The 15,207-nt window shown below is 65.1% G+C and carries 9 protein-coding genes and 1 pseudogene; all 10 read right to left on the bottom strand.

Going from position 1 to position 15,207, the window contains the following annotated elements; genetic code table 11:
• Nucleotides 1-46: 46 nt before the first annotated feature.
• A complete protein-coding gene (gene pstB / locus LAN61_00050) occupies nucleotides 47-778 on the bottom strand; it encodes a phosphate ABC transporter ATP-binding protein PstB (protein MBZ5538887.1) in 732 nt (243 codons plus the stop codon).
• A 148-nt stretch (nucleotides 779-926) separates the two neighbouring features.
• A pseudogene (gene pstA / locus LAN61_00045) lies at nucleotides 927-1,628 on the bottom strand (phosphate ABC transporter permease PstA).
• A complete protein-coding gene (gene pstC, locus LAN61_00040) occupies nucleotides 1,625-2,611 on the bottom strand; it encodes a phosphate ABC transporter permease subunit PstC (GenBank protein MBZ5538886.1) in 987 nt (328 codons plus the stop codon). The pseudogene pstA and the gene pstC overlap by 4 nt, the downstream one beginning before the upstream one ends.
• 53 nt (nucleotides 2,612-2,664) lie before the next feature.
• Nucleotides 2,665-3,693, bottom strand: a complete 1,029-nt coding sequence (gene pstS, locus LAN61_00035; protein ID MBZ5538885.1) for a phosphate ABC transporter substrate-binding protein PstS — start codon at nucleotides 3,691-3,693, stop codon at nucleotides 2,665-2,667.
• A 244-nt stretch (nucleotides 3,694-3,937) separates the two neighbouring features.
• Nucleotides 3,938-5,572 (bottom strand): putative porin, encoded by a 1,635-nt coding sequence (locus LAN61_00030; GenBank protein MBZ5538884.1) that lies wholly within the window; start codon nucleotides 5,570-5,572, stop codon nucleotides 3,938-3,940.
• A 286-nt stretch (nucleotides 5,573-5,858) separates the two neighbouring features.
• Nucleotides 5,859-6,659: a phosphate signaling complex protein PhoU gene (phoU, locus tag LAN61_00025; protein MBZ5538883.1), complete on the bottom strand. Its 801-nt coding sequence runs from the start codon at nucleotides 6,657-6,659 to the stop codon at nucleotides 5,859-5,861.
• Between the two features lie 140 nt (nucleotides 6,660-6,799).
• Nucleotides 6,800-8,647 carry a PAS domain-containing protein gene (locus LAN61_00020; GenBank protein ID MBZ5538882.1) on the bottom strand — a complete coding sequence of 616 codons (1,848 nt, stop codon included), beginning with the start codon at nucleotides 8,645-8,647 and terminating at the stop codon, nucleotides 6,800-6,802.
• Nucleotides 8,637-9,332: a response regulator gene (locus tag LAN61_00015; protein MBZ5538881.1), complete on the bottom strand. Its 696-nt coding sequence runs from the start codon at nucleotides 9,330-9,332 to the stop codon at nucleotides 8,637-8,639. Before LAN61_00015 ends, LAN61_00020 begins: the two co-directional genes overlap by 11 nt.
• Before the next feature lie 187 nt (nucleotides 9,333-9,519).
• Entirely contained in the window at nucleotides 9,520-12,033 is a 2,514-nt protein-coding gene (locus tag LAN61_00010) for a 2-oxoglutarate dehydrogenase E1 component (protein MBZ5538880.1), read from the bottom strand.
• A 94-nt stretch (nucleotides 12,034-12,127) separates the two neighbouring features.
• Complete coding sequence (locus LAN61_00005) at nucleotides 12,128-14,722, bottom strand: AMP-binding protein (GenBank protein ID MBZ5538879.1); 2,595 nt, start codon at nucleotides 14,720-14,722, stop codon at nucleotides 12,128-12,130.
• Between the last annotated feature and the right edge of the window lie 485 nt (nucleotides 14,723-15,207).

Below are 15,207 nucleotides of genomic sequence, written 5' to 3'. Positions count from 1 at the left end.
GCGGTTTGCGGGGCGGCACCCGCCTCTCCGCGTCATCGTACACACTTCATCCGAAGCGCCCGGTGATGTAGGCCTCGGTGCGCGGATCGGCCGGAGTGGTGAAGAGCTGCGGGGTGGGGCTGAACTCGACCAGCGCGCCATTGAGGAGAAACGCGGTGAAGTCGCTGACGCGGGCCGCCTGCTGCATGTTGTGGGTGACGATGACGATGGTGCAGGTCTCTTTCAACTGCACGAGCAGCTCTTCGATCTTCGCGGTGCTGATGGGGTCGAGGGCGGAGCAGGGCTCGTCGAGGAGCAGCACTTCCGGCTCGACGGCCAGAGCGCGGGCGATGCACAGGCGCTGCTGCTGGCCACCGGAAAGCTCGTAGGCGGACTTGTGCAGGTGGTCCTTCACTTCGTCCCAGAGAGCGGCGCGGCGCAGGCTGGCCTCGACGATATCGGAGAGAGCCTTGGGAGTGCCGTTGATGCGCGGGCCATAGGCGACGTTCTCGAAGATGGACTTGGGAAAGGGATTGGGGTGCTGAAAGACCATGCCCACGCGGCGGCGCAACTGGGTGACGTCCTGCGCCAGGATGCTCCCACCGTCGAGGAGGATCGCCCCCGTGAGGCGGACGTTGGACAGGGTCTCGTGCATGCGATTGAGAGTGCGCAGCAGGGTGGACTTGCCGCAGCCGGAAGGGCCGATGAGCGAGGTGATGCGGCCAGCGGCGATACCCAGGTTGATGTCGAAGAGGGTCTGCTTTGGCCCGTAAAAGAAATTGACCTTGGCGAGGGTCATGCGCAGGGAGAGTTCGGCGGCCGGAGCGCGGCCGGCGCCGTCCGGGACAGCGGCGAAGCTGAGGGAAAAAGCCGGCTTGGAGCTTACAGTCATCGAGAGATCCCCGGGTTACTGCCTCGGAACGGAAACGCCGCGGGCCAGCACGGTCCGGGAGCGAAGCCGTGGGCTGGTTCCATCCCGGGCTCCAGAAGCGGTTGCTGAAGGCGGTGAAGAGCAGCGGGGCGGTCTCCCCGGCGACGCGGGCCACTGCGAGAAGCACGGCGGTGAGAATGCCGCGGTAGGCGGCGGGAATGACCACGGACATAATCGCGCGGGACTTGCTGGCGCCCAGGGCCAGGGCCCCCTCCCGGAGCGTTTGCGGCACACTGCGCAAGAACTCCTCCGTGCTGCGCAGGGTGATGGGGATCATCATGATGCCCAGGGCGAAAGCCCCGGAGAAAGTGGAAAAGTGCTTGAAGGGCAGGACCAGCAGGGCGTAAGCGAAGATGCCGATCACGATGGATGGCGTGCCATTGAGCAGATCCGCGGCATAGCGCACGAAGAAGCCCGCGGTACGCCCGCCGAATTCCGCGAGATAGACGCCGCCGAAAAACCCGATGGGCACGCCGATGAGCGAGGCCAGGAGCAGCAGCTTGGCGCTGCCGAGAATCGCATTGGCCATGCCGCCGCCAGCCTCGCCGACGGGCGTAGGCAGTTTGGTGAGGAAGTCCCAATTGATCGAACGGCCGCCGTGATAGAGGAGATAGCCGAGGATGAAGAACAGCAGGGACAGGGCGACGAGGGCGCAGACGCCGGTGAGCGTGAGCATGACGGTGCTGAGTCCCTTGCGCCAGAGAAGCCGCGCGGTCATGCGCGCACCTCAGCGCCGCGGCGCTCGGTGAGGAGAATGAGCAAGCGCGCCAAGCCGTTGAGAATGAAGGTGAGGAGAAAGAGCACTAGACCCAGTTCGATGAGCGCGTGCAGGTAGAGGTCGCCGGTGGCTTCGGTGAATTCGTTGGCAATAACCGCGGCAATGGAATAGCCGGGGGCGAAGAGAGACGCGGCCACTTTGGGGGTGTTGCCGATGACCATGGTGACGGCCATGGTCTCGCCCAACGCACGAGCGAGGGCCAGAAAGATCGAGCCAAAAATGCCCGTCCGCGCGAAGGGCACGACCACCTTCCAGGTGGATTCCCAGCGCGTGGAGCCCAGGGCCAGGGCCGCCTCGCGCTGATCGCGCGGCACGGACATGAGCACTTCGCGCGAAACCGAAATGATGAACGGAATAACCATGATCGCGAGCACCATGCCCGCCGTCAGAAAACCCACGCCGTAGCCGGGGCCGGAGAAGATCGGCAGGAATCCCAGCGTCGCCTTCAAGAAAGGTTGAATCACCTCGCGCATGATGGGCACGAGGATAAACACACCAAGCAGACCATAGATGACGCTCGGGACAGCCGCGAGCAAGTCAATGAAGAACGTCAACGTGTCGGAGATCTTCGCTGGCGCGAGTTCCGCCAGAAAAATTGCAGCTCCGATTCCCAGTGGAATAGCAAAAAAAAGCGCCACTGCCGATGTGACGACAGTGCCGTAAATGAACGGCAACGCGCCGAACTGATCGAAGACAGGGTCCCAGACATCGGTAATGAAAAAGTTCCAGCCGAACTTGTGGCGCGACAGGGCGGAATCCACCCAGAGCTGATAGACGATGGCGACGGTGATGAGGACCACCGCGGCGGCGAAAAGCAAGGTGACCAGGCGCGCGATCTCATCCCCTTCGCGCAGCCGGGAAAGAAAGGTGCGCGAGCCCGTTGCCGGGCCCGCGCGGTAGGCGTTCGTTGATGGCGTAACCATTCTATTGTGACCGCAGAGCGGTCAACCCCAGTGTAACCGCCAAGCAGTCAACCTTACTGAATTGTGGCGATGGCTTTCATCTCCTTGGTGACGACTTCTTTCGGGAGCTTGGCATACGCCAGAGGCTCGGCGAAATTCTGTCCGTCGGTCATCATCCACTTGAGGAAGCCCTTGATGGCGTCGCGCTTGCCGGCGTCCGCGATCCGGGAGGGGATGAGCAGCCAGGTGAAGCTGGAAACGGGGTAAGCAGTCTTGCCCGGAGCGTTGGTGATGGATACCCGGAAGTCCGCAGGCATGTTCCTGGCCGCACCCGCGGCCGCGGCGCTGACGCCGGCGAGCTCGGCGGTCACGAACACACCGGCCGCGTTGCGCACCGCGCCGTAGGGAACTTTGTTCTGCACGGCGTAGATCAGCTCGACGTAGCCGATGGCGTTGGGGGTCTGCTTGACGATGCCCATGACGCCCTCATTGCCCTTGCCGCCCAGGCCCACGGGCCAATTGACGGAGGTGCCTTTGCCGACTTTCGTTTTCCACTCTTCGCTGACCTTGGAAAGGTAGTCGGTCCAGATGTAGGTGGTGCCGCTACCGTCGGCGCGGTGCACGACGATGATGTCGGAAGCCGGCAGGGCGACGCCTTTGTTCACGCTGGCGATGGCCGGGTCATTCCACTTGGTGATGCGGCCGAGGAAGATGCCGGCGAGGGCGTCGGGAGTGAAATTGAGAGCGGCGCTCACACCGGGGATGTTGTAGGTGGGCACGTCCGCGCCAAGTACCGTCGGGAAGTGCAGGATGTCGCTGCCGTGCTTGTCTTTGTAGGCTTTGAGCTGCTCGTCGGTCATGGGGCCGTCGCTGGCGCCGAAATCCACGGTGCCTTCGGTGGCCTGGCGGATACCGCCGCCCGAGCCAATCGACTGGTAGTTGATCTGAATGTTGGAATTCTTCTTGTGGTACTCGTCAAACCACTTCGAATAGATCGGATAGGGGAATGTCGCTCCCGCTCCGTTAATTGAGAGTGCGTTCTGCGCGACGGCAAGGCCGCCGAGAGCAAGCACGATCAGAAGTAATCCCGCGATTCGCTTCATTAGTTCTCTCCTTCGTCCATTTTTCATCATTTGGTTTACCGAGTCTCGCAAAGTTGTGTTACAGATTGGTTACAAGGGAACTCAGACTTCAATCAGACAGCAATTCCGCGAAACAAACCTTTCCCCGAACTTCCGTGCAAGCCATTCAAGGACAAGACCTTATAAAATGCGGCCGGGGATTCGAGGGGCGGAACCCGGCCGAGGCGAAATTTCCATCCCGGCCGGGATCCAGTCCCTTTCCTTACTAGAAGCTATAAGCCACGTCGAACTGGAAGCGCTTCAACCAGCGTTCCGGCGTGGGGCTCTGCGCGGTGACGAGTTGCCGCCCGAAGAGGCCGGTCATGCCCACGGTGATGTTCTTGTAGGCCTGATAGTAGACCTCGACGCGGTGGTTGATGTCGTTGGTGGCCTGACGGATGTCGCTGAAGTTGAAGGCGGAGACGACAGCGTCGCGCTCGATGCGCATGGCGGTGTAGCCGAAGCGGAAGTCGCCCTTGTTCTTGGTCTGGCCGAACTGCGCTTCCGCCCAGTAGCCGTGCCGCTGGTGCGGATCGCAAGCCGGGACTGTGGCATCGGCATCAAAGAACACCTGAAGGTTCTGGCAGGTGCGGGTGTTCTGCACGAAGTTGAAGATGAGCGCGACGGGCCACTTGGCCGAACCGGTGTCGATGTCCGCGCGGAGCAGGGTGTCCAGAATGCCGAACTTGGAGGCAAAGTAGCGAGTGCCACTGATCGTGCCGACGTTGTTGGACATGCCGCTGCCGCCGAAGCCGAAGGTGCCGCCGAGGCCGGTGGCACTGCCCTGGGTGGCGAAACCATTGCCGCCATTCAGGTTCTGGGCAATGCGGTCCGGGTTGCGGTAGTCGTAGAAGGCGACATCGGCCGCGAGCTTGACGCGCGGGTGGAGTTTCCACCCCGTCTGAATCTGGCCGCCGAAGACTCCGGAATCCGGGCCATTGGACACTTCCCACATCGGAAGCTGGAAGGCCACCACGCCGAAGTGGTTCAGGAATCTATCCTTCCAATCCCACATGACCTGTTCGCTCACGCCTTCGGGGTTGGTGTCCACGTCCCAGGTCATCTCGGTCTTTTGCCAGGTGTAGGCAAACTTGCCGCCGGTCACGGAGAAGGCCTTGAAGTAATGCGGGTGGTAGGTCATGAAAGCGCGGTCCACGGCGAAGGACTTGCGCGTAAAGAATCCGGTTTGCGTGCTGTTCGTGGAAATCGGATCGCCGGTGTCGCCCGAAGCGAGGGCAAAGCCGCCGGTGAAGTCTTCGCCGAACTTGGCGTTGGCATAGAAGCGCAGGCGGTAGCGTTCGCGATGGCGGCTCGTCGGCGCCGGGGAGGCCGCCGCGCCACCGCCGAAGAAAGGTTCGTAGCGCAGGCGCAGGTCGCCGGAAAATTTGAACGGGCCAAGGGCCTTGATGCCATCTTCGGCACTCTTCTTATTCGCAGCGACGTCCTTCTCGACTTTGGCGACGCGGGCTTCGAGCTCCGCGCCCTGGGGCGCCGCCGCGGCCGAGGTTCCGGGCTGAGCCGCGAGGGCTTCCCCCGCCGATGCAAGGTTTCCGGTGCGCGCGGCGCGCAGCTCTTCGGTCAGTGTGTTCAGTTTTTCCTGCTGCTCGCGCATCAACTTCTGCTGGGCCTCGATGGCGCGGGACTGCTCGAGCAGCATCTCCCGGAGTTGTTCGATCTCTGCGCCGTAGCCGGCCGCGGCGGGCTTTTCCGCCGTTTTTTCGCTGCTTGCTGCACTCTTGTTGGCCGCCGCTGGCGTCTCTTCGCCGTTGCTCGCGGCATTCTTGTCGTGGCCCTTAGCTGCCCACGCTGGCGTCGCCACCAGCACGGCAGACAACACGGCCGTCATCCACATTCTGTACATGCTCTTCCTCCAAGTCAGATTTTCCCCAGGAAATAAATAACAACCCAGTCGTATCCACCCGCGTATAAGCGGTTCCCTGCGAACTTTCGTGCGGCCCCCACGGTAGGATATCCGAGTCACAGTCCATTAAACGGGCTGTTAATATTGCGTGACACAAAATCGGCCGGCGCTACGGAGTGCCTTTGTATTTATTTCGCCCAGGGGAGGGGGGAGGAGCGGGGACCGGGGCCAGGGGAGCGCCGACCCCCGCGGTGGGATGGGGTGTTGAGACTAAACGCGGGCGAGGTTAGACGGCCGAGTTCACGTCCGGATGAAGGCAGGGTGAATTCTCCGTGACCTCCGGCTCGTCCGGAAGCACCGGACTTTCGGGAGGAGGAAGCACCAGAGCCCGGCCATGACGCACGTCCAGGCCGCGCACCCAGAAGATGATGTCCTCGGCGATATTGGTGGCATGGTCGGCGATGCGCTCGAGATGGCGGGTAGCCAGGACAAACTGCAGGCCGGGGGTGACGCGCGAGGACTGCTCGGACATGCGCGCCAGAAGCTGCTCGAAGATGCGGTCGCGATAGCGGTCCACCAGGTCGTCGCTCTCGAGAACCTGCATGGCCATCTCCGCATTGCGGAAGATCAGGGCGCCCAGGCTCTTGCTGACCATGGCACGCACGGCGCTGGCCATGGGCCAGAGATCTTCCGGTGCTTCCACCTTGCCCATGGCGCGCAGGGAGATGGCGCGCTCGGCGAGACTGACGGCCAGATCCCCGATGCGCTCGAGATCATTGGTGATTTTGAGGGTGGCTACGATCAAGCGCATCTCATCATCGGAGAACGCCGCGCGGCGCAAAAGCCGGATGGCGTGCTCATCGATGCGCATCTCCATCTCGTTGACGTGCGGTTCGGTGAGAAAGACCTCGCCCGGCAAACTTTGCGTCCGCGGACTCTCCAGCTCCACGATGGCATCGATGGCCCGGTTCATGGCGCCTTCGACCGTACGCGCCATGGAAATCAGATAGTTCACGAGCATGTCGTAGAACACGACTTCCGTGAGATTGGGCGTGAGATGGGGCGTGAGATGGGGGGTGTTGGTCATGGCGCTCCTGGCGCAAGGTTGCCGCGCGGTTGCGAAAATCCGAAACTCTGGAGCCCGCGCGCATATCCGAGCATGGCGCTTGGCCCGTTACGCAGGCTTCATACGCAGATGAATTTGCGAAGACAGGAAACGGGGAGGAATCAGGAGAGAAGCGGGCCGTTGCCGCGCCCGGCGGAACCGCCGCCGGAGGAGAAACGCGGCACGGCGCGCTCGGGATCGAAGACCGGCACGGAAAAATGGAACTGCGAACCGCGACCGACTTCGCTCTCGACCCACAGGCGCCCGCCGTGAGCCTCCACGAGGTGCTTGGCGATGGCCAGACCGAGGCCGGTACCACCGACCTCGCGGGAGCGGGCCGCATCCACGCGGTAGAAACGTTCGAAGATGCGCGCCTGCTCCGCCTCGGGAATGCCGATGCCGGTGTCAGCGACCGTGAGCACCACTTCGCGCTCCGCAACCCTGGCCTGCACGACAATCTGTCCGCCCGGCTGGGTGTATTGCAGGGCATTGTCGAGCAGGTTCTGCAACACTTCGGCGAGGCGGCGGTGGTCCCCGGCAATTTCCGGGAGGCCGGCGGGCAGCTCGGCGGAGAGGCGGATGTTCTTTTCCGCGGCGCGCAGGCGCGTGGTGTCCAGGCAGCCGTTCACCAGCTCCTCGACGCGCAGCGGGCGGATTTCCATCTGCAGGCGCTCCGCTTCGATCTGCGAGAGCTCCAGGAGATCGTCGGTGAGACGGGCGAGGCGGCGGGCATGTTCGAGAATGATACCGAGGAAGCGGCTGCGGTTCTGGGGGTCGTCCAGGGCGCCGGCGAGCAGGGTTTCCGCGAAGCCCTGGATGGCGGTCAGGGGGGTCTTGAATTCGTGGGAGACGTTGGCCACAAAGTCCCGGCGCACGCGCTCCAGGCGGCGCAGGTCGGTGATGTCATGCAGTACCACCACGGCACTGGGGGTTCGTTCGGCGCGCACCGCGGCCACCGTGGCCGCGAAGTAGCGCGGCTTCACCGTGCCGGTCATGATCTCCGCGTGCACCGTCGGCTCTCCCCGCAGCACCTGGCGCACGGCCTCGATGAGTTCCGTCTGGCGCACCACTTCCAGCAGGGCGCTGCCCGCGCGCGGGGGCATATCCAGCCCGAGAATCTCCACGAAAGCGGGGTTGGCGAAAACCAGCCGCTCGGCCGCGTTCACCACCGCCACGGCCTCCACCATGCTCCCCAGAATGGCCGCGGAAAGGTTGCGCTCTTCCGTGAGGGTACGGATGCTGCCGTCGAGGCGCGCCGCCGTTTCGTTCAGAGAGACGGCCAGGGCTTCCAGGGCATCTCCGCTGCGGTTCGCCGGGATAGGGCGGAAATCGCTTTCCGCCACGCGCCGGGAGAAGGCGCGGAGGCGCTCGACGCGCTGCGAAAGAGAGCGCGAGATCACCAGAGAAGCCGTTCCGGTGACCAGCAACATAACCAGAGATGCGAGCCACAGCCCTTTGCGAAAGTCCCAGAGCACCACATCTATAGCTTCGACGGGCAGGGCGAAACGCAACACCAGGGGAGGCCCCGCCGGCATGGGCTGGCGCACCGCATAGTAGAGAAGATCGCGCTGAAGGGTGACGCTATGGCGGACCGAACGGCCCTCGCCCGCGGCCAAAGCCTGCTGAATCTCGGGACGCCCGGCGTGGTTTTCCATGGAGCGCGGGTCGGCTTCGGAATCGGCGAGCACCTGTCCGGAGGAAGCGATGAGCGTAACGCGGGCGCCGCTGGCGGCCATCTGAGCAATCCAGCCGCGCAGCCCCTCGAGTTCTTCCCCGCGCTCGGCGGTGGCCGGGAGCCACTGCAGGGGGCGCGTCTGGGCGATTCGCGCGATGCTGGCGAGGCGCTCAAAGCCGCTGCGCTCGTATTCCCGGCGCAGGGTGCGCTCGGCATAGAAATCCACCGGCAGCAGCACCAGGATAAGCAGTGCCAGGAAGGCGACGCCGAGTTTCCAAAAAAGGTTAAGCCGCACGGGTTTCGAACATGTAGCCCGCGCCGCGCACCGTTTTCAAGTGAAGCGGATGCTCGGGATCGGGCTCGACCTTCTCGCGCAGCCGCCGGACGTAGACGTCCACGCTGCGCGGGGTGACGAAGCGCTCCGTGCCCCAGACGGCGTCGAGCAACTGGTCCCGCGAGAAGACGCGATTGGGGCGCGAAGCCAGAAAATAGAGGAGCCGGAACTCCAGGGTGCTGAGGGTCACGGGCTTCCCGGAAAGGCTGACGCGGTAGGAGGCCGGATCGATCTCCAGGTTGCCCACGGCAAGGATCCGCGGGGCGTCCCCGGGAGGTTCGGCGCGGCGCAGCAGGGCTTTCACGCGGGCGGTGAGCTCCCGGGGGCTGAAGGGCTTGGTCACATAGTCGTCGGCGCCCATCTCCAGGCCGACGATGCGGTCGGCCTCGTCGCCCTTGGCCGTCAGCATCAGGATGGGCAGGCGGTTCAGCGATTCGTTGCGGCGGATTTCCCGGCAAATGTCCAGACCGGAGAGCTTGGGCAGCATGAGATCGAGCAGGAGCAGGTCTGGCGAGGATTTTTTCAGCATGGCGAGACCGGTGCTACCGTCGCTGGCGGCGGTCACCTGGAAGCCTTCATTTTCCAGGTTGTAGCGGACGAGTTCCGCGATGTCGCGATCGTCCTCGATAATGAGGATGCGTTTCATAGAGAGCGCCCGCGCGCGCCGCGCTAGCGGGAGTGTACCGCAGCCGCCCGCAGAGCGATAGACGGCGGCCCGTGCGGCGGCGTCCGGCACGCACAGCCATTGTCGCAAGTTTGCGGGGGAAATGGCGTAACGCGGCTGTAACGTGCGGATGAACATCCGGTGAACGCCGGCGCGCACCACTGGCGGCTCAGGAGCCGACGTGGGTGGTAAAGGCCAGTTGCAGCAGCGTCTTCTGTTCCAGCTCGTGGGCCTTGGCGGAGCCGGTGGCCGGGCTGGCGCTCGCGGAGCGCTTCACCGAGCGCACTTGCAGGCCGCGGGCCTTCGCCAGCCGCTCCAGCCGCGGCAGGACGTAGAAGAGCGGGCCCATGTTGGCGGGCTCTTCCTGCACCCAGACGATTTCGCGGGCGTGCGGATGCTCGGCGATGGCGGCGATAAGCTCCGGGCGGGGCGTGGGGTAAAGCTGCTCGAGAAAGAGGATCGCCGTGTGCGTGTCCTTGCGGCGGCGGCGCTCGGCGCGCAGCTCGTGGCCGACCTTGCCGCTGGCCAGCAGGATGCGTTGGGCGTCGCGGATATCGTGGTCGGGCACGACCGACTGGAAGCGCGGCTGCGCGAAAGCGGCGATGGGCGAGCTGGCGTCCGGATGGCGCAGCATGCTCTTGGGGGTGAAGACGATCATGGGCTTGCGCCAGGGGCGCAGGGCCTGGCGGCGCAGCAGGTGAAAATACTGCGCGGCGGTGGAGGGCTGGCAGATCTGCATGTTGTGCTCGGCGCAGAGCTGCAGAAAACGCTCCATGCGCGCGCTGGAATGCTCCGGACCCTGACCCTCAAAGCCGTGCGGCAGGAGCAGGACCAGGCCCGAGGGCAGATTCCACTTGTCCTCGCCGGCGCTGATGAACTGGTCGATGATGATTTGCGCGCTGTTGGCGAAATCGCCGAATTGCGCTTCCCACAGGACCAGCGCTTCCGGATAGTCGCGGCTGAAACCGTATTCGAAACCCAGGCAGGCGGCTTCGGAAAGCGAGGAATTGTGGATCTCGCAGAAGGGCTGGCCCGGCGCGAGGTGCGCCAGAGGCAGGTATTCCTCTTCCGTCTTGTTGTCGATGAGCATGGCGTGGCGCTGGTTGAAGGTGCCGCGCTGGGAATCCTGCCCGGCGAGGCGGATGGGAGTGCCATCGCTGAGCAGGGTGGCGAAGGCCAGGGATTCGGCGAAGCCGTAATCCGCGGCGCGTTTGCCATGGCCCATCTCCGCGCGCTGCTCGAGGAGCTTGACGATCTTGGGATGGACGTGGAAAGCCTGAGGAGTGCGCACCAGCTTGTCGGTGAGTTTCCCGAGCTGCTCGGGCGCTACGCCGGTGTCCACTTCGCATTTGGGATCGTAGCGGGACCAGCGGTACGGCGACCAGTAGGGCGGCAAGCGGCGCATCTGCGGAATCTTGGTGAGCGTGCCGGCCTGTGCCTGCTCGGTTTCGTATTCGGCGCGCACCGCCTCGGCGAGCGGGGTGGCGTCCAGACCGGTGCGCTGGGCGTAGATCTTCCACAGCGGGGCGTGGTGTTTGATGCGCTCGTAGAGCAGGGGCTGGGTGATGGTGGGGTCGTCCACTTCGCTGTGGCCGTGGCGGCGGTAACCGATGATGTCCACGACGACTTCGCCGCCGAAGGTGGCGCGGTACTCCGCGGCCAGGCGCCCGATGCGCACTACCGCATCGGGATCCTCGGCGTTCACGTGGAACACCGGAACGGACTGGCGCTTGGAGATATCCGAGGCGAAGCGCGCGGAGTGCTCCTGCGCGGGGCGCGTGGTGAAGCCGATGAGATTGTTGACGATGATGTGGATGGTGCCGCCGACGGTATAGGCCTGCAGCTCGGCCAGGTTGAGGGTCTCCGCCCAGATGCCCTGGCCGGCAAAGGCCGCGTCGCCGTGCATCACGATGGGCAGGACTTTGTTGCGCACTGCGGCGAGACTCTCCGGGTCCGCGCTGCCACCGGCGTGGCGCGTCAGCTTGGCGCGGGCGCGGCCCATGGCCACGGGGTCCACGGCCTCCAGGTGGCTGGGGTTGGAGGCCAGGTGCACGCGGATCTCCGCGCCGCGGGAAGTCGTGTAGGTTCCTGTGGCGCCGACGTGATACTTCACGTCACCCGCGCCCAGCACGCTGCGCGGGTCCACGTCCTCGAAGCCGGCGACCACTTCGTGCGGCAGCTTGCAGGCGGCGTGCACCATCACGTTGAGGCGGCCGCGATGGCTCATGGCCATCACCGATTCGACCGCACCGTTTTCGCCGGCGGTGTCCAGGATCTCGTCCAGGAGCGGGATCAGCGCGGTGACGCCTTCGAGGGAGAAGCGCTTGGTGCCCAGGTAGCGCGCCTGCAGCACCTGCTCGAAGAGGTCGGCGCGGATCAGGCGCTCGAGAATTTTCCTTTGGTCCACGGCGGGGGCTTGGGCTTCGAGGCGTTCCGCAATCCAGCGGCGGCGCTCCGGCTGCGGGAGATGCATGAACTCCGCGCCGATTGTGCCGCAGTAATAGCGCCGGGCCTCGTCGGCCAGAGGGCCGGTCAACGCCAGGTCGGGATGCGCCAGCGGCTGGAAAAGCCCCAGGGGGTCGAGTTGCGCCTGGTAGTAGCCCCAGCGGCGGAAGGCGTCCAAGACGCGCTCGCGGTCTTCGTTGGATTGGCCTGCTCTCGGTGTGCTTGGACGGTTCGACATAACAAATTATTGTGCCACAAAAGCTGTCGTCGCCGCCCGTGCACGCCGCCACCGGATTCACGCGCTGTAGCCAACCAGCGAAGGCCGTGCGGGGCTACAAACCGCGCACGCGGGCTTCGAGAGCGCGGGTGATCTCCTCGGGCGGAGTGCCGGGCGGGAAGATGAGCGGCGCGCCGATGCGCACGGTGAGCTCGCCGAAGTGCGCCCAGCGGCGGCGCTGGCACTTCATCGCCCAGAGGCCGTCGAGGCGCAGGGGGATCACCGGGAGGGCCAGATTTTCCGCGAGGAGGCCGATGCCGCCGCGGAAGGCGGCCATGGCGCCGTCCTTGGTCACCGCGCCTTCGGGGAAGACCAGAACGCTGTAGCCGCGGTCCGCGGACTGGCCGGCAAAGCTGAAGCTTTCGCGGACGCCGGACTGCTGCGGCAGGGGGAAGACATTGAAGAGCGCGGTCAGCAGCCAGTAGCCGGCCTGATAGGCCCAGCGTTTGGCGAACAGCCAGTCGCGCGGCGGGCGGCGCATGGTCTCCAAAAACTCGCCGAGCATGGCCGTGGCCAGGCGGTGCCGCACACGCGGTGGAAGCGCATAGAGGAGCAAGCCGATGTCCGCGCGGGAGGTCACGTGATTGGAGACGAGCAGGAAGGGCCCGCGCGCGCCGCGCAGGTGCGCCCGGCCAACGATTTTCGGATGCGCGAGGAGCAGGGTGGCCGGCCAGGCCAGCGCGTAGTACACCGCGAGGCGCAGCCAGCGGACCGGGGCGCGCTGCGTCCAGCGCGGATAGACATATGGGGTGCGCTGCGCCGCGGGCTGGCGCAGAAGGCGCTCGACATCGGCGACGGTCTTGGCTTCGGCGAAGGAGGTTTCGTTGAGCTCCAGCTGGTAGCGGTCTTCCAGGGCGCTGAGCAGCTCGACGCGGTCGAGCGAGGTGAGGTTCAGCTCGCGCTCCAGGTGCGCCGGAATCGCCGGGCCTGCAAAACGCCGCAGGAGATCGTCGAGCGCGCCGCGGCGCGCCGCCGGCGGTGCAGCGCCGCCGAGAAGCTCTTGCGCGCGGGCGGCGATCTCCGCCAAGCGCGGCTTGCCCGTGGGCGTGCGCGGGAAGTCGGGCTCGGGCCAGATTAGCCATTGGCGGATGCGCTGATATTCGGCGAGCGCGGAATTGGCGCGGTGCACGATTTCGCGGGCCGCTGCATTGGCCGCGGGGGGCGCGGCATCGCCGAGCAGCAGCACCGCGCAGGGCTCGGCGTTGCCGTCGCGCGCCAGGGGCAGCACCACGCAGTCGCGCAGCGCCGGCCCCGGGCCGCCCGGGGCAGCATCCCGGCGCAGCACCGCTTCCAGGTCTTCCGGGTAGACGTTCAGGCCCGCGGGAGTGACGATGACGTTTTTCTTGCGCCCGCGGAAGCGCAGATTGCCCTCGGCGTCCAGCTCGCCGAGGTCGCCGGTGCGCAGCCAGCCTTCCTCGCCCGCGGCCAGCGCGGGCCGCGGTGCTCCCTTCTCCCAATACGCGCTGGCGACGTTTTCGCCGCGCACCAGAATCTCGCCGTCCTCGGCAAGGCGGAACTCCCGCCCCGGCAGGATCTTTCCGATGCTGCCTTGCGCGGCGCGGAAGGGATGGTTGAGGCTGATGAGCGAGGCGGTCTCCGTCATGCCATAGCCCTGTACGACGGCATAGCCCAGGCGGCGGAAGAAGTTTTCGGTTTCGGCGCCGAGGGCCGCGCCGCCGCAGATGAAGGCCCAGAATTTCCAGCCCAGGCGGCGGTGAATCCGGCGGAAGCGCCAGACGCGGCGCAGAAACTTCTGGCCTGCCGCGGCGGCGAAGGCCCGGGCAAAGGCTTGCTGCTCCCCGCGCGCTTCGGCCTCGCGCTCGAGAGCGCCGCGCAGGGCATCGAGCATGCGCGGCACGGCAATGAGCGCGGTGGCGCGCTCGCGTTTTACGGTGCGCAGGATCTCCCCGGGATTGGCGGAGAGTTCGAAGACCACGGTCGCGCCCAGCAGCGGGGGCAGGAACAGGCCCATGACCTGGCCGAAGACGTGGCTCAGCGGCACCAGGGTCACGAAGCGCAGCGGGTGAAACCAGCGCTCGTACTTGCGGTAAGGAGCGAAGCCGTTCTCGATGGGCTCAAGGTTGGCCAGAAAATTTCCGTGCGTCAGCACCACGCCGCGGGGCTCGCCAGTGGTGCCGCTGGTGAAGAGGATTTGCGCCACATGCTTGCGGGTCAGCGGCTCGTCTGCAAATGTCTGCCAAATGGATTGCTTCGGTTCACCTGCCGTTCTTACGCTGTCCACCACGCACGGTCTGGAAATGGCGGAGACCAAATCCTCCAGCACCAGCACCGCGGGGGAAATGGCGGGCTTTTCTCGCGAGGCGACGATGAGTTTCACCACGGCATCCGCGGCCACGCGCGCGGCAAACTCCGGCGTGGCCGCGTCGTCCATGGGCACGGCCACCGCGCCGCGCAGGAGGCAGCCCCAGAACGCCGCCACCCACTCCGAGCCGTTGGGCCCCCAGAGCATCACGCGGTCGCCGGTGCGGATGCCACGCTCGCGCAGCTCGAGGGCAAACTGGACAGCCCGCCGCGTCAGTTCCGCGTAGCTGGTCACTTCGCGGCGGTAGCCGCGGTGCGCCACGATAGCCGGCTGCCGGCCCAGGTGGGAGAATTCCTCAACGAGTGCGCTGAGTGATTGGCGAGGCATGCGCGCTGGACAGGGAGAACACCATGAGCCAGCCAAGGCGATTATATGTCCGCGCCAGGCAGCAGGGTGAACAGTTTGACGCCTGGAACGAGGCGTACCTGGCGCCAACGGGCGATGGAGACTGCGTCCGGTGCGACATGGGAAGGCCTTGACGATGGGCAAGAACCAGGGTCATGCAAGGATTGGAGCTTTCTGGATATAGATGATAATAGAGAGTTTAGGGAAATGGTGCCTAGGGGTGGTCCGCCGATTCTGTCCCAGCATATAAGTCTTTATATTGCAGTATGTTATAGACGTTTCCGGTCTGGAAACGGCCCTCTGCACTCTGGACAAAACGATCTCCATCTTGTAATCTAGCTGTGCGTTTGTTGCTCTTGTTTTACCTTTTGACTCGTTCAAGGGGCCGCAAGGACAAACTTGCAGGCCCTTTTTTTGCGGGCTGGAGGCCGCCAAACGCCGGGCATACCTGGTTGTCGGGCACAAGA

This window comes from Terriglobia bacterium, assembly GCA_020072785.1.
Lineage (GTDB): Bacteria > Acidobacteriota > Terriglobia > Acidiferrales > UBA7541 > Acidiferrum.
This window is presented reverse-complemented; position numbering and strand designations above follow the sequence as displayed.